The sequence below is a fragment of the Pseudoalteromonas sp. SG43-8 genome (assembly GCF_014164245.1).
Classification (GTDB): domain Bacteria; phylum Pseudomonadota; class Gammaproteobacteria; order Enterobacterales; family Alteromonadaceae; genus Pseudoalteromonas; species Pseudoalteromonas distincta.
On the sequence record NZ_JACJEX010000001.1, the window covers coordinates 555,215 to 577,126 of the forward strand.

At 38.5% G+C, this 21,912-nt stretch carries 14 protein-coding genes; 7 read left to right on the forward strand and 7 right to left on the reverse strand.

Going from position 1 to position 21,912, the window contains the following annotated elements:
• Positions 1-8 precede the first annotated feature (8 nt).
• Positions 9-1,466, reverse strand: a complete 1,458-nt coding sequence (xylB, locus tag H5122_RS02525; protein ID WP_182681202.1) for a xylulokinase — start codon at positions 1,464-1,466, stop codon at positions 9-11.
• Between the two features lie 162 nt (positions 1,467-1,628).
• On the opposite strand from xylB, the gene H5122_RS02530 reads away from it, so the two are divergent.
• Positions 1,629-2,585, forward strand: a complete 957-nt coding sequence (locus H5122_RS02530; protein ID WP_182681203.1) for a Gfo/Idh/MocA family protein — start codon at positions 1,629-1,631, stop codon at positions 2,583-2,585.
• 73 nt (positions 2,586-2,658) lie between these two features.
• On the opposite strand, the gene H5122_RS02535 is transcribed toward H5122_RS02530, so the two are convergent.
• Complete coding sequence (locus tag H5122_RS02535) at positions 2,659-4,269, reverse strand: glycoside hydrolase family 43 protein (protein WP_182681204.1); 1,611 nt, start codon at positions 4,267-4,269, stop codon at positions 2,659-2,661.
• Positions 4,270-4,480: 211 nt separating this feature from the next.
• Between H5122_RS02535 and H5122_RS02540 the strand changes: the two genes are divergently transcribed.
• Positions 4,481-5,521 (forward strand): LacI family DNA-binding transcriptional regulator, encoded by a 1,041-nt coding sequence (locus H5122_RS02540; RefSeq protein WP_007585144.1) that lies wholly within the window; start codon positions 4,481-4,483, stop codon positions 5,519-5,521.
• Positions 5,522-5,580: 59 nt separating this feature from the next.
• Complete coding sequence (locus H5122_RS02545; RefSeq protein WP_404936274.1) at positions 5,581-6,984, forward strand: sugar porter family MFS transporter; 1,404 nt, start codon at positions 5,581-5,583, stop codon at positions 6,982-6,984.
• A 220-nt stretch (positions 6,985-7,204) separates the two neighbouring features.
• Here the strand turns inward: H5122_RS02545 and H5122_RS02550 are convergent, their stop codons facing one another.
• Together H5122_RS02550 and H5122_RS02555 are read right to left on the reverse strand one after the other, a co-directional pair.
• The gene (locus H5122_RS02550) at positions 7,205-8,572 is read right to left on the reverse strand and encodes a TrkH family potassium uptake protein (protein WP_182672168.1); all 1,368 of its coding nucleotides are present in this window, start codon (positions 8,570-8,572) and stop codon (positions 7,205-7,207) included.
• Complete coding sequence (locus H5122_RS02555) at positions 8,569-9,228, reverse strand: TrkA family potassium uptake protein (protein WP_182672167.1); 660 nt, start codon at positions 9,226-9,228, stop codon at positions 8,569-8,571. Before H5122_RS02555 ends, H5122_RS02550 begins: the two co-directional genes overlap by 4 nt.
• 182 nt (positions 9,229-9,410) lie before the next feature.
• Here H5122_RS02555 and H5122_RS02560 point away from each other — a divergent pair, with 182 nt between their 5' ends.
• Positions 9,411-10,715, forward strand: a complete 1,305-nt coding sequence (locus H5122_RS02560) for a DUF4118 domain-containing protein (RefSeq protein ID WP_182672166.1) — start codon at positions 9,411-9,413, stop codon at positions 10,713-10,715.
• Positions 10,708-11,376, forward strand: a complete 669-nt coding sequence (locus H5122_RS02565) for a response regulator (RefSeq protein WP_182672165.1) — start codon at positions 10,708-10,710, stop codon at positions 11,374-11,376. Before H5122_RS02560 ends, H5122_RS02565 begins: the two co-directional genes overlap by 8 nt.
• Before the next feature lie 47 nt (positions 11,377-11,423).
• Here H5122_RS02565 and H5122_RS02570 read toward each other — a convergent pair whose 3' ends face one another.
• Complete coding sequence (locus H5122_RS02570) at positions 11,424-12,866, reverse strand: sugar porter family MFS transporter (protein WP_182672164.1); 1,443 nt, start codon at positions 12,864-12,866, stop codon at positions 11,424-11,426.
• Positions 12,867-12,893: 27 nt separating this feature from the next.
• Positions 12,894-15,506: a glycoside hydrolase family 3 C-terminal domain-containing protein gene (locus tag H5122_RS02575; protein WP_182681206.1), complete on the reverse strand. Its 2,613-nt coding sequence runs from the start codon at positions 15,504-15,506 to the stop codon at positions 12,894-12,896.
• A 414-nt stretch (positions 15,507-15,920) separates the two neighbouring features.
• Between H5122_RS02575 and H5122_RS02580 the strand changes: the two genes are divergently transcribed.
• On the forward strand, positions 15,921-18,929 hold the full coding sequence (locus H5122_RS02580) for a TonB-dependent receptor (RefSeq protein WP_182681207.1): 3,009 nt from the start codon (positions 15,921-15,923) through the stop codon (positions 18,927-18,929).
• Between the two features lie 84 nt (positions 18,930-19,013).
• Positions 19,014-20,525: a tryptophan halogenase family protein gene (locus tag H5122_RS02585; protein ID WP_182681208.1), complete on the forward strand. Its 1,512-nt coding sequence runs from the start codon at positions 19,014-19,016 to the stop codon at positions 20,523-20,525.
• Between the two features lie 32 nt (positions 20,526-20,557).
• Here the strand turns inward: H5122_RS02585 and H5122_RS02590 are convergent, their stop codons facing one another.
• Complete coding sequence (locus H5122_RS02590; RefSeq protein ID WP_182681209.1) at positions 20,558-21,733, reverse strand: AraC family transcriptional regulator; 1,176 nt, start codon at positions 21,731-21,733, stop codon at positions 20,558-20,560.
• Positions 21,734-21,912 lie beyond the last annotated feature (179 nt).

Genomic DNA, 21,912 nt, shown 5'->3' on the forward strand with positions numbered 1-21,912 from the left:
ATAGTGTTTTAAAAGTATGTTTTTACACTTTGATAAAGTGCTTTGTATGTTGTGTATTGCTGTGCGTAAAAATCTTGCATAACTTGATTTGGTTCAATGGTTTGCGTAACTTTACCCTTAACACATACCTGTTGTGCTGGGCATTGCTCTGTGGCTACTCTGGCCAATCGTGCTGCGCCAAATGCAGGGCCAACTTCTGATCCTTCTCGGTAAATTAGAGGGCGATTAAGTACACTTGCGAGGATTTCTCCCCACAGTGAGCTTTTAGCGCCACCACCAATAACGGTTACATCGTCAATTTGTGCGCCAGCATCAAGCAGTACTTGTTGGCCATCGGCAAAGGCAAAAGCAACGCCCTCGAGTACTGCGCGGCCAAGGGCTGCTGCATCGGTATCGCTATCTAAACCAAAAAATACGCCTTTGGCATCGGGGTTATTATGCGGCGTGCGCTCACCGGTTAAATAAGGCAAAAATATCACTGAGCTTGGTTTGCTAAAGTCGGATTTACTTACTTGTTCAAGGAGTGCGCCTTCGTTTTCAAAACCGGTTAATTGAGTGACCCAGGTTAAACAGCTTGCTGCGCTTAACACCACTGACATTTGGTGCCAGGTGTTTTCAATACAATGACAAAAAGTATGTACTGCACCTTCTGGGTTAGGCAGGTATTTTTCGTTGGCAACAAAGTAAACACCCGAAGTACCTAACGATAAAAATGCTTGTTTTGGCTTTACTACACCAACACCTGCAGCGCCTGCAGCATTATCGCCACCACCTGCAACAACAGGCACTTGTTCCATACCCCATTTAGCAGCAACTTGGGCTGTTAATTTGCCAGTAATTTGTGTGCCCTCAAAAAGGGTAGGCATGTGCTGCTCTGTTAAGTCGCAGGCGCTAAGCATTTTTTGCGACCATGCTCTTTTTTCTACGTCTAGCCACAGTGTGCCTGCTGAGTCAGACATGTCTGATGCAAAATCACCGGTCATTAAAAAGCGTAGGTAGTCTTTTGGTAATAATACTTTGGCTACTTTTGCAAAGTTTTCTGGTTCAAACTCTTTTAACCACACCAATTTAGGTGCAGTAAAACCAGGCATTGCTATGTTGCCGGTAATATTACGAGAATTTGGTTCGCGTTTTTCAAGCTCTACACATTGCGCTGCACTGCGCCCGTCGTTCCATAAAATGGCTGGACGAATAATATTATTGTTTTTATCAAGCAGCGTTGCGCCATGCATTTGCCCAGAAAGGCCCACAGCTTTTACCGATTTTAGTAATGCAGGGTGAGTCTTTTTAAGATCCTCGATTGCACTACAGGTAGCAAGCCACCAATCTGAAGGGTTTTGCTCAGAAAAAAGTGGTGCTGGGCGTGAAACGCTTAAAGAGCCACTTGCTTGAGCAAGCAATTGGTCTTGCTCGTCTAAAATAATTACTTTTACACCTGAAGTGCCTAAATCGATACCAAGGAACATAAATGTGATACTTAATGTTGTTTTAGTGTTAGCGCTAACATTAATGATTTGATATTGTTAAGTCAAGCTAGTTTTAAACTATGTTTAACAATTAATTTGCAAGTTTATTGCTTGGTTGTTGGAGTTCACTTAAATTTCTTTTTAAGATCATAAGGAAACACTATGAAAAAAATAAACTGGGGTATTGTTGGTTGTGGCCGAATTGCCGCACAATTTTGTGAAGACTTAGCACATACAAACAATGGTGTTGCGTACGCAGTTGCAGCAAGAAATGGGGATGATGCAACCGCTTTTGCGAGCAAGTATGGTGCGGCCAATGCCTACGAAGGGTACCAAGCATTATTTGACGATAAAAACGTTGATGTAGTTTACATTGCGACCCCGCATAACTTTCACTTTAAAAATGCCAGCGATGCTATTAAAGCAGGTAAGCATGTATTGTGCGAAAAGCCCATTACGGTTTCGGCTGAAGAGTGCAAGCAGTTGTCTTTACTGGCTAAAAAGCACGACGTATTTTTAATGGAAGCCATGTGGACGTACTTTTTACCTGCAATACAAAAAGCAAAACAATGGGTAGAGCAAGGGCGAATTGGCACTATTAAACATGTTAAAGCTGACTTTGGCTATCCTGTGCCTTTTAATCCCGATGGGCGTGAATACAACCCCGATTTAGCGGGCGGTTGTTTACTTGATATGGGAATTTATCCGCTTGCCATTGCCAATTACTTTTTAAATAACGACCTTGAAAACTTATACGTAAGAGCAAATATTCGCTACAAGGGCGTGGAAGACGATGTACTTATTACTGCTAATTGTGGTGATGTAATGGTGAGCTTAGCAACGTCATTTCAATGCCGGTTAGGGAATGGCGCGTATATTATTGGCGACAAAGGCTATATAAAAATACCCGATGCATTTAGGGCTTATGAGTGCTCTTTGTATGAGCTTGATGATTTAATTGAGCATTTTGAAGATGGCAGGCAGTCACAAGGTTATAGCTTTGAAGCGCAAGAAGTAGGGCGCTTACTGAGCGAAAACAAACGTGAGAGTGACATTATGAGCCACTCTCAAAGTTTACTTTTACAATCGCAAATGGAGCGTATTAAAGCCCTGTTTTAATAGAGCTTTGAATGAGCTTTTAAATGGTTTTATATCATCTCTAAATCAACTAATAAACTTAACTGGCGGCGATTTATTCGCCGCTAGGTTCGTCATAATTAAAAAATGAATAGTGAGCTTCTTTATTTCTCCCCGATAAGTCTTGGCACGCCATCCCCACAAAAGCACCGGTAAAACACGGGCGATACCCTTGCGGTGATTGCTGCACGTAATCATCAGATAAAATACTGCCATCGAGCACTGGACCAAACTTTATCCAGCAGTTTTCCTCGGTTGCGTAGTAAAACTGCAGCTGAGCGCCATTAAAATCAGCTTTTAAGTAAACAGGTTTGTTTGTTTTAAGCAAAAGCGGTGCAACAGGCGTGCTTGTTTGGTATTTATCGCAGCTTATTATATTTAAATAACGTGGTGTGGTTTCATCGCCTACATCGCCGCCGCTTATATGCAAATAGTAGTAATGAGCGGTGTTGTAATAACATACTAGCCCCGCCATTTGCTGAAAACTGCTCGGCGCAAAATCAACGCATGTGCTGCTAACAGTATGATGAGCCTGTACACGCCTGGCAATAAAACTTTGCTGATGCAATGAGCTTAAAGACTCTTTACCTACTAGGGTGAGCGATGCTTTTTGAGTATTTTTATACACCCAGCTTTTGCACATGGGCATACGCAATGACTGAAAATCAACAGTCAGATCATCTTTACTAAAATCAATATGTGTTGTGGGTTGCGGCTGTGGGTTTAGTGTTAAACCTTCAACGGGTACGTGTACTCTGGGGGCTTTATTTGTGTGTTTTGCATAAGGCCAGCCATCTTCTTTCCAGATTATTTGCTCAATCCCTGTTTCACGCCCTGTAATGCAGCGGCCACGCTCAGACAGCGGTCTTGATGTTAAAAATACCGTGTACCAATCACCGGTTTGTGTTTGAAAAAAATCTCCATGGCCACATTTTTGTAGCGTATTACTCGGCTCGTGGGCTGCTGTAATAACGGGGTTGTGCGGGTGTACTTGGTAAGGGCCAAATACGTTTTTAGCACGCGCTACTCTAATGCAGTGTTCATACCCAGTGCCACCTTCAGCGGTAATTAAATAGTAGTAATCGCCGCGTTTTAAAATATGCGGGCCTTCAGTGCAACCAAGTTCTGTGCCTGAAAATATAGGTTTAACATCGCCTATTAATTTATTGGTTTTTAGGCAAAGCTCTTGCATTACTATACCACCAAATAGTGCGTTATTACGGTGATCAACCAGCATGTTTAACAAATAGCTTTTACCGTCATCATCGTGAAAAATAGACGGATCAAAACCGCTAGAATTTAAGTAAGTCGCTTGTGACCAGTTACCGGTGATATCAGTGGTTGATACAAAATAGTTTGGTGTGTCTTTGTAAGGGCCATCAAAGCTTTTTACATTGGTATATACCAAATAAAAACGGCCATTATTGTAACTAAGTTGCGGTGCCCATACGCCGCAAGAGTCGGGCACTCCTCGCATATCGAGTTGCTCTACGGTGTTAAGTGCTTGGCCTATAACTCGCCAATTTACTAAATCGGTAGAGTGGTGAATTTGCACACCGCCAAACCATTCAAATGTTGAAGTGGCTATGTAGTAGTCGTTATTAACTCTGACAATGTTTGGGTCTGGGTTAAAGCCTCTTAGAATTGGGTTTTGCAGCATGCTCATAATATAGGCCTTTTTAAGTTTTTTATATTATTGGGTGTGAATATTATAAATTTGTTGTTAGCGCTAACATTTTCAGTGTAGTATAAGACTTTGTCAATAAGTAATCATTTAAAACGCGCTGTAAACAATATCAAGCTTTACAATTATGTATAATGAAAATTAAGAAAGTTAATTATAACAATCCACTGATTGTGAGTAGGTAATAACAGTAATGGCCGATCCTAAAAGAGCAAGAATACAAGATGTAGCCGAGCAGGCTGGTGTATCAATGATGACGGTTTCGCGTGTTCTCAACCAAGACAAAAAAGTAAGCGACAAAACCCGCGAAAAAGTAATGGCTGTTGTTGAGCAATTAAACTACCGGCCAAATGTGTCTGCTAGGCGCCTTGCTAGTACTAAGTCATTCTTTTTAGGGCTTTTATACGATAACCCAAGTGACTCTTACATAAGCCAGTTTTTATTGGCAGCGCTTAAAAAATGCCGCGCACTGGGCTACCACCTTGTTGTTGACGAAGCGCATACCGATATTGACAAAACAATTGAATCGGTAAAGCAACTTATAGATGTTACACAGGTTGATGGCATGATTTTACTGCCACCTATGTGCGACAACGAACAGGTTTTAGATGTGCTTACTAAAGCACAAGTGCCATTTGTAAGAATAACGCCAGATACAAAATTAAATCGCTCCCCTTATATATGCATGGACGATTACCAAGCAGCGTTTGATGTTACAGAGCATTTAATAAATCAAGGGCATAGCAAAATTGCACATATTATTGGCGACACTAAACAAGGTGTAAGCCGTTTGCGTTACCAAGGTTATTTAGATGCGCTGCGCTCTAATAAAATAATAACGCCACCTGAGTATATAGAGCAGGGCAGTTTTACCTATCAATCGGGTATGGAAGCGGCAATAAAATTGCTTTCGCTTGATGATAAACCAACGGCTATTTTTGCAGCTAACGATGATATGGCAGCCGCTGTAATCTCAATAGCTCAAAAACAAGGTATTAATATTCCAAGCGAACTGTCGGTTGTTGGCTTTGATGACACGCAACTTGCAACCATAGTTTGGCCAAATATTTCTACGGTAAAACAGCCCATTAATGAAATGGCTGAGCTTGCGATTACTTTACTTGCATCGGGTCAGTATAACGATTTAAGCAATGTAAAAAGCTTAGACTTAAGACATATTTTAGATTTTGAATTAATAGAAAGAGAATCAAGCTCAACCAATAAAAACAACTAAATAAGCACACCCTTTTGAGCTTCAAAATCTATATAAAATAACAACAACACACAATATGGATACTTATGAACGAGAAAGAAAATGTACTTTTAATCGTACTGGTTTGCTTTGTTGCGACCATTGGCGGTTTTTTATTTGGTTTTGACAGCGGCGTAATTAACGGCACTGTTGATGGATTACAAACGGCGTTTGGCTCCAGTAGTGCGGGTACGGGATTTAACGTATCGAGCATGCTAATTGGTTGTGCCATTGGTGCGTTTTGCGCAGGTCGATTGGCTGATAAATTTGGTCGGCGTCCAATTTTACTTTTTGCCGCTGCTTTATTTATTATAAGTGCTTGGGGCTCGGGTGTGTCAGTCACATCGTTTGAATTTGTGATTTATCGTATTTTAGGCGGCTTAGCTGTAGGGGCTGCATCGGTTATGACCCCAGCTTATATTAGCGAAATTGCCCCCGCACGATACAGAGGCACGCTCTCTACACTTCAACAAGTGGCTATTATATTTGGTTTGTTTAGCGCATTTGTGAGTAACTATTTTTTAGCAAATACGGCTGGCGGCTCTACGGCTATATTTTGGCTCGACTTTGAAACATGGCGTTGGATGTTTTGGGTTGAGTTATTACCTGCATGCTTGTTTTTAATCGCTTTATTTTTTATCCCTGAAAGCCCTCGATACTTAATTATGGCTGGTAAAAAAGACGCTGCTGCACGTGTTTTATCGTCATTATATGGTGCTGAAACTGCCTCTCTGAAATTAAATGAAATAGCAGAGTCTCTTGCTGGCGATAAACACCAACCTAAATTATCTGATCTTATTGATAAACCTAAAAAACGTTTACGCCCCATTGTTTGGATAGGAATTGGCTTAGCTACATTTCAGCAATTAGTCGGCATTAACGTTGTTTTTTACTACGGCGCGGTACTTTGGCAAGCAGCCGGTTTTACTGAATCTGACGCGTTACTTATTAATATAATAAGCGGCTTTGTAAGTATTTTAGCAGTGTTTATTACCATGTATTTTATAGACAAAATTGGCAGAAAACCTTTTTTGTTAACCGGCTCAATTGGTATGACGGTTACGCTTTCTGTTATTGTTTATGCCTTTTTAAACGCAGATATTGGCTCAACAGGTAACTTAGAACTAGGAGAGCAGGGCATAGTTGCTTTAATAGCCGCTAATGCGTATGTTTTCTTTTTTAACTTATCGTGGGGCCCTGTAATGTGGGTTATGTTAGGCGAAATGTTCCCTAACCAAATTCGCGGCTCTGGCCTTGCAGTTACCGGCTTTGCCCAGTGGATAGCTAACTTTTTAATTACCTGGTCGTTCCCTGTTATGCTCACAGGCATTGGTTTAGCTGGGGCTTATGGTTTTTACGCATTTTGTGCGTTTGTTTCAGTCATATTTGTATTTAAGTTTTTACGCGAAACCAAAGGCAAAGAGCTTGAACAAATGAAAGGATAAATATTACCCCTTTAATAAGCGCCAAAACTATTGTAATGGTTTTGGCGCTTATTTTATTAATTTTCATATCTGCAATAATAAAGTGAGGTTATAGTTACCTTTGTTTTTTTCTATAAAAGTCTCTCAATTGATAAAGCCATATTTAGGAGTCGCTAATTTCCTTGCTTACACTGCCAAAAACCTTACATAAATTATGCTGGCTAAGTGGCCTTAATAATAGTTACCCTATTTGTATGGTTGTTTTAGCAAATTTAAGAGGTTGTAATTTAGGTTTTGCAAAACAATAAGCAAATGTCAGTGGACCTACTCTGCCAATCAGCATAAGTAAAATTATTATTAGCTGGCTTGGCATACTTAAATTACTAGTAAAATCACGAGATAGCCCTACAGTGCTCAATGCCGAAATTACTTCAAAAGTAATATCTAAAAGAGACGCTTGCTCGATTTTACTCATAATCATGATGCTTAAAAAAGCCGTAAATAAGTATAAAATTACAACACTCAATGCTTTTATCACAAGTTTGTCGCTTAGCTCTCTGTTAAATATGGTTACCTGTGGTTTTTGGCGTAAATAGCTATACATAGCAAGTAGTAAAATAACAAAAGTTCCTATTTTAATGCCGCTTGCTGTACTTACCGAACCGCCACCTATTACCATTAATAACAATGTAAGCAATGTCGAGTCGGAACTGAGCTGGCTAATAGGTAAAGTATTAAAGCCTGCAGTACGTGGTGTAACTGCTTGAAACCAAGCAGCAATTACTTGCTCGTTAATAGGTAGGTTGGCAAGTGTGGCTGGATTTGAATATTCAAATAAAAAAATAAGCAAAAATGCACAGCAATTAATTACAGCACTTGCAATTAATACAATACGTGTATTAGTTGCTAATTTATGCCAGCGACGTTGTTGATATATATCTATTAAAACGGTAAACCCTAAGCCACCGATTATAAATAATGCACTGATAATAAGATTAACAGATACATCACTTTTAAAAGCCATTAAGCTATTACTATCGAGTGCAAACCCGGCATTGTTAAAAGCCGAAATAGTATAAAATAGACTTTGATAGGCGCTACCCGCAATACCATAGTCATCTACCCAGCTAATAAAAAGTAAGCAAAATGCTATAGTCTGAATTATTAGCGAGTAAGTTATTACACATCTAGCTACATGGATCACTCCATTTAAATCGCTTGTATCGAATGCTTGGCTTGCAAGTAAACGTTGTTTTAATCCTAAGTTTTTACCAATACTTAAAAATGAAATAACGGCCACGGTCATAAAGCCGATTCCTCCAATTTGAATAAGTACCATAACAACACATTGCCCAAATGTGGTTAGCGCAGTGCCTGTATCAATAACAACTAAGCCTGTAACTGTAACCGCAGAGGATGCAGTAAAAAAAGCTTGAATAAAGCTAAGCGATTCAACACTTGCAAAAGGTAATAGTAATAAGCAAGTGCCTAAAATAATGAGAACAAAAAAACCAGCAGTTAAAATTAAAGGGGGGTTAACAGGCCTTTTCAAATTTTTTAAACGGCGATTAAATTGCTTTGGAAGTACGTGTGCTTGCCAGTTGATCATAAAGCTTTAAACCGTTTGGTGAGTTTTGTTAGGTAATGTTTAGAGCCCAGTAATACAAGGCTATCACCATGGCGTAACTCGGTGTCGAGTGTTAGGTCTGTATTAAAATTATCATCTCGGCGTAAGGTGAGCGGTTTTATATCTGAGTTACGGTCTTTTAAAAGCCAGCCAATATTGCGCCCTGATAAATGTAAATCTATGGCAAGCTCAACAATAAATGTAGATTGTGTAAGCGCAAAGTACTGGTTAACCATAGGGTAGTTAAGTGCATGTGCTACTCTGATACCCATTTCTTCTTCGGGGTGAATAATACGGGATACGCCAAGTTTACTTAAAATTTGATGGTGACTTTTAGAGCACGCCTTAACCCATATTTGTTTAACACCAAGGTTTTTTAAATGCAGCACGCATAAAATACTCGCTTCTATATTTTCACCAATTGCAACTAATACAGCTTGGCAGCTGGTTAAGTCGAGTCGAGCAAGCTGTGTTTCATCACTAGCATCTAAAATGACAGTGTAATTTAACTGATTAGCAAACGTGTTAATGGTGCTTTCGCTTATATCGGCTGCGCAAACGTGATGCCCCTGATTAGCAAGCTCAAGCGAGGCGGTAACACCAAAACTACCTAATCCAATTACTGCAAACTGTGCCATGTGCGTTCCTATTTAAAAAATACTACATAGCAAAGACTATGGAATTTTAAAAAAGAGTCACCCCATATCAATTAAGCTTTATAAACATTTAACACTACAGCCAAAAATCTTTATAAAAACTTTATACACAACGTATTAAAAAGCAGTAACCTATAAAAAGAGAATTTTATGGGAGTGCACAAATGGGTATTAATAAATGGCTTAAGCCGCTTTTATTAACAACAATTGCGCCTATTTTTATTGTGCTGGCTATTTTTCCAGTTCGAGAGTGGCTAACGACCACCGACATTGTGATGTTGCAATTACTTTGGGTGGCATGGGTTGCGGTGCGTCAAAATGCCGCCTTAGCGGGGATTACAACGTTAGTTAGTGTGGCATGTACCGACTGGTTTTTTGTACTGCCGTACTTTACATTTCATATCGAAAAAATTGAATACTTAGTCACTTTTACTGTCATGCTTATAGTTGGCTTGATGATAAGCAAATTGGCGGGCGAGCTAAGTAAAAACGTTCGTGATACCCAGTTACATGCCAGTAATACACGATGTTTATATGAGTTAGCTAAGGCGCTTAATGGGCTTGATGATATAAACGCTCAGCGCCAAGTATTTACAACATCGATTAAAAACCATCTAGGTATTACGCTTCGTTGGAACAATAATACAATGGATAATGGAGAGTACTTCAATATCGAACAAAACACACAATGGGGCGGCTTTATTTCAGATGCCGAACTTAGTCCTGATAACCGTGCATTTATAGACACGGCACTGTCTTTGTTGTTTCAGGTTCACGAAAACTCAAATCTTAGAAACCAGTCGGCATCGATGAAAGTACAAGCAGAGTTAGAACGTGCTAAAAACGCATTGCTGCGTAGTTTATCTCATGATCTACGCACGCCTTTGGCTACTATTATGGGCTCATCAAGCATGTTAGCTGACGAAAATATTGAGCTAAGTAAGGCATCAATTACAGAACAAGCAAAAAATATTTATGAGCAAAGTGAAATCTTAAATCAGCATTTTAATAAAGTGATGGAGCTTAGCCGGGTAAATAAAATAGGAGAGCAGCTAGCATGGCAAGCTATCAACGTACATACACTGGTTACTGAGGCTAAAGCACGCAGGCAGCAGCAATTAAGCGGTTTTAACTTAGCGTTAGTCTTTGATAAAGCTACTTGTTGTATAGGTGATATAACACTTTTAGAAATCGCGCTTGCGAATATATTCGAAAACGCGGCACGTTACGGTGATGGAGTGGCGACAGTGGACTTTAATACTGAACGAATTGCTAATATAACACACTATAAAATAGCCGTAAGCAATCTCATAGTTACTCATCCAAGCAGTTCGGATGAAGGAGTTGGGCTTGGTAGCGTAATTTGCGATGTAGTTGCTCAATTTCATCAAGGCGAATTTGTATTAGCTATTGATGAGCTGACCCAAGTAGCCACAGCAATACTTAGCTGGAGTGCAAAGAATGATTAATGTATTGGTGCTAGAAGACTCACCTGCACTGCAAAGTTTTTTAAAAACATTACTAGGTGCCAGTGGCTATAACGTATCAATTAGTGCGAAAGGGCTTGATGGTTTTTCATTAATGAGTGAGCAAAGCTTTGACTTAGTGTTACTTGATTTGGGATTGCTTGATATGGATGGACAGACTTGGTTACTTGAAGTACGACAATGGAGCCAAATACCAATATTAGTGCTTTCGGCTCGCGATGGCGAGGTGGAAAAGGTTACAGCCCTTGATAATGGGGCAAACGATTATATAACCAAACCTTTTAGTGCAAACGAACTTCTGGCAAGAATGCGTGTGCTACTAAGAGTAAATACACAGCCCAGTTTGGCACTGCAATGCGGTAACATCATTATAGATCCGCATAAGCACACAGTTACGCTTAACAGCAGCGATGTAAAGCTCACTAATAAAGAATATAAAATTTTGCTTATGTTATTTCAAAATAAAGATAAAGTGCTTACTCATAATGCTATTTTAAGTCAGGTATGGGGGGAGCAATACATTAATAGACCTGAGTATATTCGTGTACATGTAGCGCAACTAAGACAAAAGCTTGAGGTAAACCCTGCAAGCCCTATTCATATCTTAACTGAGCCAGCGGTAGGTTATAGATTAGTTGGGTAGGCACTAAAAAATTATCGTCCTAAATTTAGCTATTTAGGACGATAAAGTTATACGTTTTCTAGTTTCGTTCCTTTGGTTTCAGTTACTAAGTAAATAACAAAAAGTACCGATATAAAAGCAAAAAAAGCATAGAGCGAATACGCGAGTGCAAGCCCTCCACCGGCTAGCAATATTGGAAAGGTCATAGTAACTAAAAAGTTAGCCAGCCATTGAGCAAGCCCTGCAAGCCCTAAGCCTAATCCTCTCATGTTATTTGGAAATATCTCGCCGAGCATTACCCACATTACAGGACCCCATGAAAGGTTAAAAAAGAATACATATAAGTTGGCCTGTACGAGTGCAGTAAAGCCCCAGTCGCCAAGTTGTAATTGTCCTTGAGGGTCTATAGTGCCGTTAGAAAATGCGACAACCAAACCAATGAGTGAGAAGGTCATGCCTATTGAACCGATTAATAAAAATGGCTTTCGGCCTAATTTATCAATAAGCGATAAAGTAATAAAGCAGGCAACTAAGCTAATTACGCCACTAATAATATTGATTAAAAGCGCATCTGATTCTGAAAAACCAACAGCCTGCCATAATATAGCGCCATAATAAAATACCACGTTAATACCGACTAGTTGCTGTAATGTTGCAAGCCCAATTGCAATATAAACGACTGGTTTTAGCTTGAATGAGTGTGCTTGAAATAAGTTACTTATCTTTGTTTTTTCGCTATTACCTAATGACTGCCTTATTTCTTCCCACATTGGTTTGGCGTTTTTAGCACCGAATAACTGCGATAGAATTTTCATTCCTGCTTGTTGTTTATTTTTCATTGCTAAATAACGCGGGCTTTCTGGAATAAAAAATAAAGTGACCAAAAAAATAGTTGCAGGGACTAATTCTATCCAAAACATCCATCGCCACGTATCAAAGCCTGACCAAAGTACTTCGGTTGAGTTCCCTGATATTTGTACTAATGAATAGTTACTTAAAAAAGAGCAAAATAATCCTAAAATAATAGCAATTTGCTGAATAGAAGTAAGCGTACCACGTAAACGTGCCGGGGCTATTTCACTTATATAAGCGGGCGTTAGTATTGAAGCTGCACCTACCGCTAAGCCGCCAATTAAGCGATAAATTATAAATTCCCCCGACGACCCTGCAATGCCTGAACCCCAGGCACTGATAATAAAAAGAACAGCAGTTGCAAGTAATACCTTTTTTCGACCAAAGTGATCGGCGCTTTTACCTGCTATTAATGCACCAATAGCGCAGCCTAGCAGCATACTTGCTACATTAAAGCCGGTTACTACGCTGTCTGAGTTAAAGGCACCTTTGAGTCCATCAACTGTGCCATTAATTACACCGCTATCAAAACCAAATAAGAATCCACCAATCGCAGCTACGCAAGCGATAAAAAATATACGTAGCAAGTTCTCATTTTCGATACTCTTTAATTGAATAGATGTACCACTGAGCGTGGGATCTGTTGCTGTATTTTCCATTTTTTAATTCCTAGATTTTTATTATTTTTATAAAACAATGTTAGACACCGTAAATTTATCTTTTGGTATTTTAATACCTTGCCCAGAGCCCACCGTAACAATTAAGCGTCCTTTGTAAGCCACGGCATTACCTTGCTCATTGATATAAGTGAGTTGGTTTTTAGGAACTGTGAATTCAACCTCGTTTTGCGTTTTGTTTTTAAGGGTAACGTGTTTAAAACTCACTAATTGTTTATTAGGTGTTTTAATTGGCGCGTCGGGCATAGAAATATAAACTTGAACAACATCGTCAGCTGTAAAACTGCTTTGGTTAGCGATTATTGTTGTTAGGTTTAAATCGCCAGTGTCTGCGTTTATTGAATGACGTGTGTTTTTGTATTTAAAGTCTGCGTAACTTAAGCCGTAACCAAATGGGTAAAGTACTTCACCTTCATAATATTTGTATGTACGGTTTTGCATTGAGTAGTTCTTAAAGTCAGGTAAATCTGAAACTGATTTATAAAAGGTGATAGGCAATTTACCTGATGGGCTAAAGTCGCCGTAAAGTAAACCAGCTAGCGCGCTTCCTGCTGCCTCACCTGGATAGAAGCCCTGAACAATGGCATCTATATTTTCGTTCTCCCAATTTAATGCCATTGCACTACCGCTCATATTTACAAGTACGATAGGTTTACCGGTCTGCTTTAGCTTTTTAAGTAAATTAAGTTGGCTTTTAGGTAAATTAATATTGGTTCGATCTCCGTGAGAAAATCCTTCAATTTGCAGTGGCATTTCTTCACCTTCAAGATTGGCACTAATACCGCCTACAAATACAATAACATCCGCTTCATTGGCATTATCTAGCGCTTGTTGAGTAAGGTTTTGAGGGTTTTTTAACCAGCCTAAACTCGCTGTTGGGTTAATAACGTTGCTATGCCAAAAATGATTGAATTTAGCTTGTGCAGTTAATATATATTCTTCATTTTTATTAAGCGTTATAGCGCCATTAACAGTTTTACCATTAAGTGTAAAACTTATATTGGTGGCTTTAAAATAGTATTGTGCTGTTTGCTCAGGTTTAATTATTCCGTCCCATTTAACAGCAAATTCTTGCTCAATAGAGTTGTCGATAGGGGAGCGTTCCCAGCTAAAATCGATATTTTTATCTATTTGTCGTTTAGCTGGTTGACGGTCAAAATTACTCGCTGGGTAATACTGGGCAATTAACCCTGGCTGCATTTGATTATTATGATCTAGATGAAAAAAATGCTTTGCCTCAATAGGTTGGTAATGTGTATAAACCTCACCGGTAATGCTTGAGCCTGCAGAATATGTAAGTTTATTTTTACCTAGGCGTTTTTCTAATGCGTATTTAGGAGTAATAGGTTTGATAGGTGTGCCGTTGTAATTTCCTAATAAAATAGCGGTGTTATTTGCATTCGGGCCGATTAATGCTATTTTTTCGTTACCTTTTAAAGGCAGCAATTGTTTATTTTTAAGTAATACTAATGATTTTTGAGCTGCTTCTTCGGTGAGTTTTAAATGCTCTGTAGATCCAACTAACGTCATCGGTTTTTTAGAAAAAGGCACATTGTTAGCATCATCAAACATTCCTAATTTAAAGCGCGCATACATAAGGCGTTTTAATGCTATATCTATATCATTTTCTTCAACTAATCCTTCTTGTACTGCCTGAGTTAAATAACTATAGGTATTACCATGATGATCACCGCAGTTTAAATCGGTTCCTGTTCTAAGCGCCATAGCTGCAGCTTGTGCTTCTGTACTGACTATATTGTGGGATTTTATGTCGTAAAAATCGGCTATAGCACCACAGTCAGATACGATGTAACCTTTAAAATTAAATTCATCGCGTAATTTATTTTGAATTAACTCGTTGTTACCACAAGCCGGCGTGCCATTTACGCTGTTATATGCACACATCACTGATGCTACATCCGTTTGTGCTATTACATCTTTAAATGCAGGTAAATAGGTTTCTGCTAAATCTTTTTTAGAAGCAGTGTAGTCGTCACTGTGCCTTGAAACCTCCGGGCCGCTATGTACTGCATAATGCTTAAGTGTCGCTACAGATTTTAAATACTTAGAGTTATCACCTTGTAAGCCGTTAATAAAATTAACCGCAATACGGGTTGTTAAATAAGGGTCTTCACCGTAGGTTTCTTGGCCACGGCCCCAGCGTGGATCTCTAAAAATATTTATGTTTGGCGACCAATACGTCAGCCCTGTATACATTGAGTGGTTATTTTCATTTAAAAAGGCATGATGCTTTGCTCTGCCTTCGTCAGAAATAGCCGTACCAACTTTTAACATTAAGTCTTCATCAAATGTAGCAGCAAGACCAATCGCCTGAGGAAAAACAGTTGCTTTACCGGCTCTTGCTACACCGTGAAGCGCTTCGTTCCACCAATTATATTTTGGTATATTTAAGCGCTCAATTGCGGGGGATTTATCAAATAGCTGAGCTACTTTTTCTTCTAATGTTAAGCGATTTACTAAGTCATTTACACGCTCGTCAGTTGTTGCCGATTCATTTAGATAAAGTGGAATATCTGTATTTGATTGTTTATGGGGCGCACAACTAACTAAAGTAGCGATTGCTGTAAGTGCAATAAAATCTTTTATATTTTTGTTAACCATTATTACCAACTCTTTATGGGTGTGTGATAAAAATAAATTAACAGAGGTTATTATTAGAGTCGTCTAAGGGTAAGATTAATATAAATTTGAACGTTTAAATGGACGTATTTACGTAAGTTCATACTTTAGTCCCCTAAATAATGGGCATTACGCTGCAAATACGTGTTAATTACTATTTAACAGTATGATTTTCAGTCCCTATGTATTAATCCACTTATAAAAACGAGGTATGTATATATAACCAAAGTGGCTTAATAAAGCGTTCAAATAGCGGTATGTGTGGTTAGTTAGGCGATTTTTGCCTTTAATTTTATTAAACCTATACCTGCACGATAACCACATACACAAAAAAGACAGGATAAGAATTTTAAGTGCTACGTGAGTAGTCTTTAAATTCTGATTGGGGAAATAAGAATGAAGAAAATAAAACAGAGCCGTAAATTTAAGTTGTCGATAATTGCCTCTGCAATTATGGCATCACCATTTTCTTGTAATGTATTTGCAGCACAAGAAGAAGCCGTAGCAAAAGCTGATGAAGATAATATAGAAATTGTGATTGTAGAAGGGACACGCTCAAATCTCATTAATGCCCAAAATATGAAGAGAGAAGGCGAAACAGTACTCGATGCTATCTCAGCAAAAGATATTGGGTCTTTACCTGATCGAAGTGTACTTGAGGCAATTACCCGTTTACCGGGAGTGTCTATTGAACGCTTTGCAGCTGCAAACGATCCAGATCATTATGGTGTTGAAGGCAGCGGTGTTGTTGTTCGTGGATTAACACATACTCGCAGTGAATTTAACGGCCGTGACACTTTTACTGCAGATTCAGGGCGAGGGTTAAGCTTTCAAGACGTACCGCCAGAATTAATGGGGTCTGTTGAATTATTTAAAAACCAATCGGCAGATATGATTGAAGGCGGTATAGCTGGTACTGTCAATTTGGTTACACGTAAACCTTTTGATGCCGACGGCCGAGTAATCGCTTTTACTTTAGATGGAACATATAGCGAATTTGCAGATGAAACAACACCGTCATTTTCTGGCCTATATAGCGATATATTTGATTTAGATAATGGCAGGCTTGGCGTATTAGTAAATTATTCAAACTCTAAACTAAAAGCGCAGTCAGACGGTACACAAATAGGACGTTACGAAGAGCAAAATGAACTTGTTAATGGGCAAGCTGTATTTGTGCCTCGTACTACGCGTTTAACCCGAAAAGAAGATGACAGAGACAGAGAAGGTTTTGCAGGAGCACTACAGTTTGAAAATGAAAGTAAAACGCTTTTAGCTACAGCCCAATTTATTCGCTCTGATTCGTCACTAGCGTGGACCGAACACGCTATTGAAATGGCCGATGATGCTGTTATTAATGATTTAGTAGCTCTTGAAGGTACTGAATTTGACATTACTGACCAAGGGCTTTTTGAATCGGGTTTTATTACATCAAATGCAGGTTGGCGTGGTAATGATGCGCAGCGTCAACCATCAGGTGAATTTGGTGCACAACATGCGATGATCACACGTTTTAGAGATCAAGATAACGTAGTGGACGATTACGGCTTTAATCTTAAGTATCGCCCTAACGATACATGGTCATTTAATTTTGACGCTCAATATGTAGAGTCTACATCAGAGATTTTTGATTTTTCTGTGATGGGCGCAACTCGCGCTGTAATTGGTATTGAACAAAACGGCTCAGAGTTACCTGATATTACTTTACTTGACCCTGCAAATAGCGGCGATGCAGGATTTTTTACCGATCCTCATAACTATTTTTGGCGCAGTGCAATGGATCACATATCTGATAATGATGGTAAAGAAGTTGCCTTTGCAGGTGATACACAATACACATTTGATAGTGGCTTTTTTACTAGCGTAAAAGTTGGTGCTCGTTATGCTAAGCGAGAGCAAACTACACGTCAGTCTACTTTTAATTGGGGATGGCTGTCTGAGGCGTGGGCAGGTAATGGCAGTGCATGGTTTGATGCGCAAGGCGACGAGCTAGGTGCTAGTTTAGGCGATAGCTATGAGGAAGTAACTTTTGATAACTTCGCCAGAGGCGGGGTATTAAATGTTGCCTCAGAGGGAGCATTTTTGTTTCCTAAAGAGTCGTTTGTAAAAGACTACAATAATGCAGAATCTGCCTTTGCGTCTTTATCACCAAATTGGCAACGTTTGTCGAGCAGAGACGGCGCGGTTGGAGATTTTTTAAATAATGAAATTAATGAAACGTCTGAAGTAAATAATGCGTTTTATATTAAAGGTAATTTTGAAGGTGAATTAGGTGACATGTTTTATAGCGGCAATGTGGGTCTTCGCTATGTAAAAATAAAAAATGAAACAGATGGCTTTTTAACATTCCCAGATACCGTTGGCGATATTAACGATGCATCCGATCCCGATAATTTTTTACCCTCGGATCAAGCGGCCTTTGGCAATGCAGGATTTACAGAGCAAACTGCAAACAGCGAATACACAAATATACTGCCTAGCTTAAATATAAAATTAAATTTAAAGGATGATTTAATTTTACGCTTTGGCTTTTCAGAAGCTATAGCACTACCGGCTCTAGGAAACCTAAGAAACTTTGTAAAAATCACGCCTGAAGACTTAGTGATCACCTACGATGAAAGCTCAGATGAAAGACAAATTCAAGACGCACGCTATTCACGCTATACAGCTAACTCGGGGAATCCATTTTTAAAACCAATGGAGTCATACAACTACGATTTAGCACTTGAGTGGTATTTTTCTGAAGGAGTGGGTTCACTTACATCATCATTCTTTTATAAAGATATGAGTAATTATTTTATTAATGGCTCAGTAGATAGAGAGTTTACTAATAATGGTGCTACTCAGGTAGTACAAGTAAACGGTGCCACAAATGGTGATGAAGGCTCTGTGCAGGGTTTTGAGCTGGCTTACCAGCAGTTTTATGACTTTTTACCTGGTGCCTTTAGTGGTATCGGGATGCAGTTTAACTACACCTATATTGAAGAAGAAGGATCACCAAATGCAGGATTATCACCAGATAAGCCTGATTCAACAGAAGGCGCCGATGTTGCATTTGATGGATTGCCTCTTGAAGGGCTTTCTAAAGACAACGTAAATATTGTAGCGATGTACGAAAAGTACGGCATAAATGCACGCTTAGCTTACAACTGGCGCTCTGAATATTTGCTAACCAGTAAAGATGTTATAACCCAATTACCTATTTATAACGAAGCTGGTGGGCAGCTTGATGGTTCTGTATTTTATAATCTAACGGATTCATTTCAAATTGGCTTACAAGGTACCAATTTAACTAACGAAGTGGCGCGTACTTCTATGCAAATAGACAACGATAATAATCGTATATCACGCTCTTGGTTTGCCAGCGAACGTCGATTTAGCATTATTTTAAAAGGTAACTTTTAATAAATACCACTGGCACATAAATATACGCTATTACTGGCTAAGTTGCAGTAGTAGCGTATTTTTTAGTTAAAAAGGTTATACAAAATGAGCGATACACACATTAAGTCGATTGTAATTGTGGGTGGCGGTTCGGCAGGTTGGATGAGCGCCTCGGCACTTGCAAAAGTTATTGGTTGCGATAATTGTAGCATTACACTTGTTGAATCGAGCGAGATAGGGACTGTGTCGGTAGGTGAGGCAACTATTCCGCAAATTCAGCTATTTAATACAATACTCGACATCGATGAATCTGAGTTTATTCGTTTTACAAATGCAACGTTTAAACTAGGTATCGAATTTATAGATTGGAAGGAAAAGGGGCATCGCTATTTTCATCCTTTTGGAAATTACGGTACTAATATGGAGGCGCTGCCTTTTCATCATTTTTGGTTGAAAATGCAAGATGACCCAAAATTTGAAAAAACTTCCAACTTATCTAACTACTCACTGGCATCGGTAGGTGCTTACGCCAACAAATTTATGCACCCGTCTACCCAGCAAAATACACCGCTAGCAGGTATTAATTATGCCTACCACTTTGATGCAACCCTTTATGCTAAATTTTTAAGTAAATACGCTATAAATAAAGGTGTTAAGCGTATTGAAGGTAAGGTTGATGAAGTAAAAACCAACTCTGTAACAGGAATGATAGAGTCGTTAGTGTTAAACGATAACACGGTACTCAGCGGTGATTTATTTATTGATTGTTCAGGTTTTAAAGGACTGCTAATTGAGCAAGCACTTAAAACGGGCTACGAAGATTGGACACATCTACTTCCTTGTAATAAAGCGGTTGCAGCGCCTTGTTTATCTACAAAATCACTAAACCCTTATACACAGTCTACGGCGCAGAGAGTTGGCTGGACTTGGCGAATACCGCTACAAAACAGAGTAGGTAATGGGTTTGTGTATTCAAGCGAGTTTATGGATGACGATAAAGCGCAGAGTTTATTATTAAACACACTGGAATCAAGCCCTTTAAATGATATAAATAGCTTACAGTGGGTTACAGGTATGCGTAAAAAAAGTTGGAATAAAAACTGTATTGCTATTGGTTTATCGGCAGGCTTTGTTGAACCACTTGAATCTACAGGGTTACATTTAATTCAGTCGGCTATTGCAAAACTGATGACGTTGTTCCCAAGTAAAGCTTTTACGCAGTGCGATATTGATTTGTTTAATCAGCAAACTGAAACAGAGTATCATCGTATTCGAGATTTTATTATTTTGCATTATAAGTTAACAAATCGCGATGATAGTGAGTTTTGGCGTTATTGTAAAAACATAGAAATGCCAGATTCATTAAAACAAAAAATAGATATGTTTAGTGAAAACGGTCGTATATTTAGACATGACAACGAGTTATTTAACGAAACATCTTGGCTTGCTGTTATGCACGGACAAGGCATTAAACCTAAAAGCTACCACCCATTAGTTGACAGGCTAAGCCGTGATGAGATAAAACGCAGACTAAAAAATATTGAATCAGTAATTAGTCGCTCAGCAAATGTAATGCCCGATCATCAGGCGTATATTTTAAAAAATTATACGCCATAATACATTGTTGTAGAGAGTTGTAAGTGGACAATCTAAGCTTTTGCTTGGCGTTCCCAATGCTCTTTTCTAAATTGAGTGGGTGTTATACCCACTAGTTTTTTAAAAAATGTATTAAAAGTCGCTTTGCTGTTAAACCCTGCTTTATCCATAATGTCCAACATGGTCACTGTTTTATTTTCTTCTAAAAGTAGCAGCCGTTTACTTTCTGCAATTCTGTAGTGATTTATAAACTCAAAAAAGTTTTTACCAAAGTGCCTATTAATTATTGATGAAAGGCTTCTTGACCCCATTCCTAATTGGCTTGCTAGGTTATCTAGTGTGAGTAAATGGTTTAAATAAGGCTTGTTTTGTAGCAAGTAGCTTTCAATTTTTTGTATTTTTTCGGGTTCAAAGACCTCTGGCAATTTACTTTGTTCGGTAGTGAGTGTGTCGTCAATACCTTGGAATATTCTTGAATGACCTGCACTAAAAAATATTAGGCTTGTTATTAATAAAAGTACCGCGTAGTTAGAGGTAAGCCCCAATAGTTCGTGATCGACAATTATTCCAATGTCATAAGACATAATAATACCAAGCGAGACAAATATTGCGTTTAAATGAACTACTAAAAAGCCAATAACTAAGACTTTTAACCAAGTCAGATCGACACTTTCTAGTTCTGCAAATTCATTTTTGATATTTTTTTGATATTTTTGTAGTTCTAAAAAGCATAAAACACTGATAGAAAAACGAAAACATTCCCGAGAAAAATAAATTATACGATCAACGATAGGTGTAGTTTCAATGGTACCGTTCTGGAGTGCATCTAATTTAACGCTGTTGTCGAGCATAAGCCAATCTAGTGTGAAATAGATGGCATAAAGTATAAAAGGAATAAAATACAGTGCGTCAATTTTTTTAACTTCATAATTTTTATTAACTAACGATTTTATATAGAGCAAAAGTAGCGGGACTTCTAACCAAAATGCTAAGCCGAATGTATAAAACAAATTTGGCGATAAATTTAATGCAAAAGGTCTAAATGCTTCACCAAAGTTTATAAGATTATCCATAGGGATAGCGGCTTGAGCTAATAAAAAGCAGGCAAGTAGGCAGTTACTTAATTTATTCCCTTTTTTCAATGTGATTAAAAATACGCTAAACGATAAGCATATAAACATGGTAAAAATTAAAGCGAGATCGTGAGTGTTAAAAAGTACTTCTTTCACAATTTAATACACCTTTTATTAAAATTGTTATTTGGCACATCTATGTCATTCGTGTGGGTATGTATTATCGAACAAGTTTAAATATTTAAAACAGTTTTAGCGTTCAAATAAAGTGTATTACACGTATTAGAACGCCTAAAACCTCTATTTGAACGACATTATAGTGTATTTGTAATAAA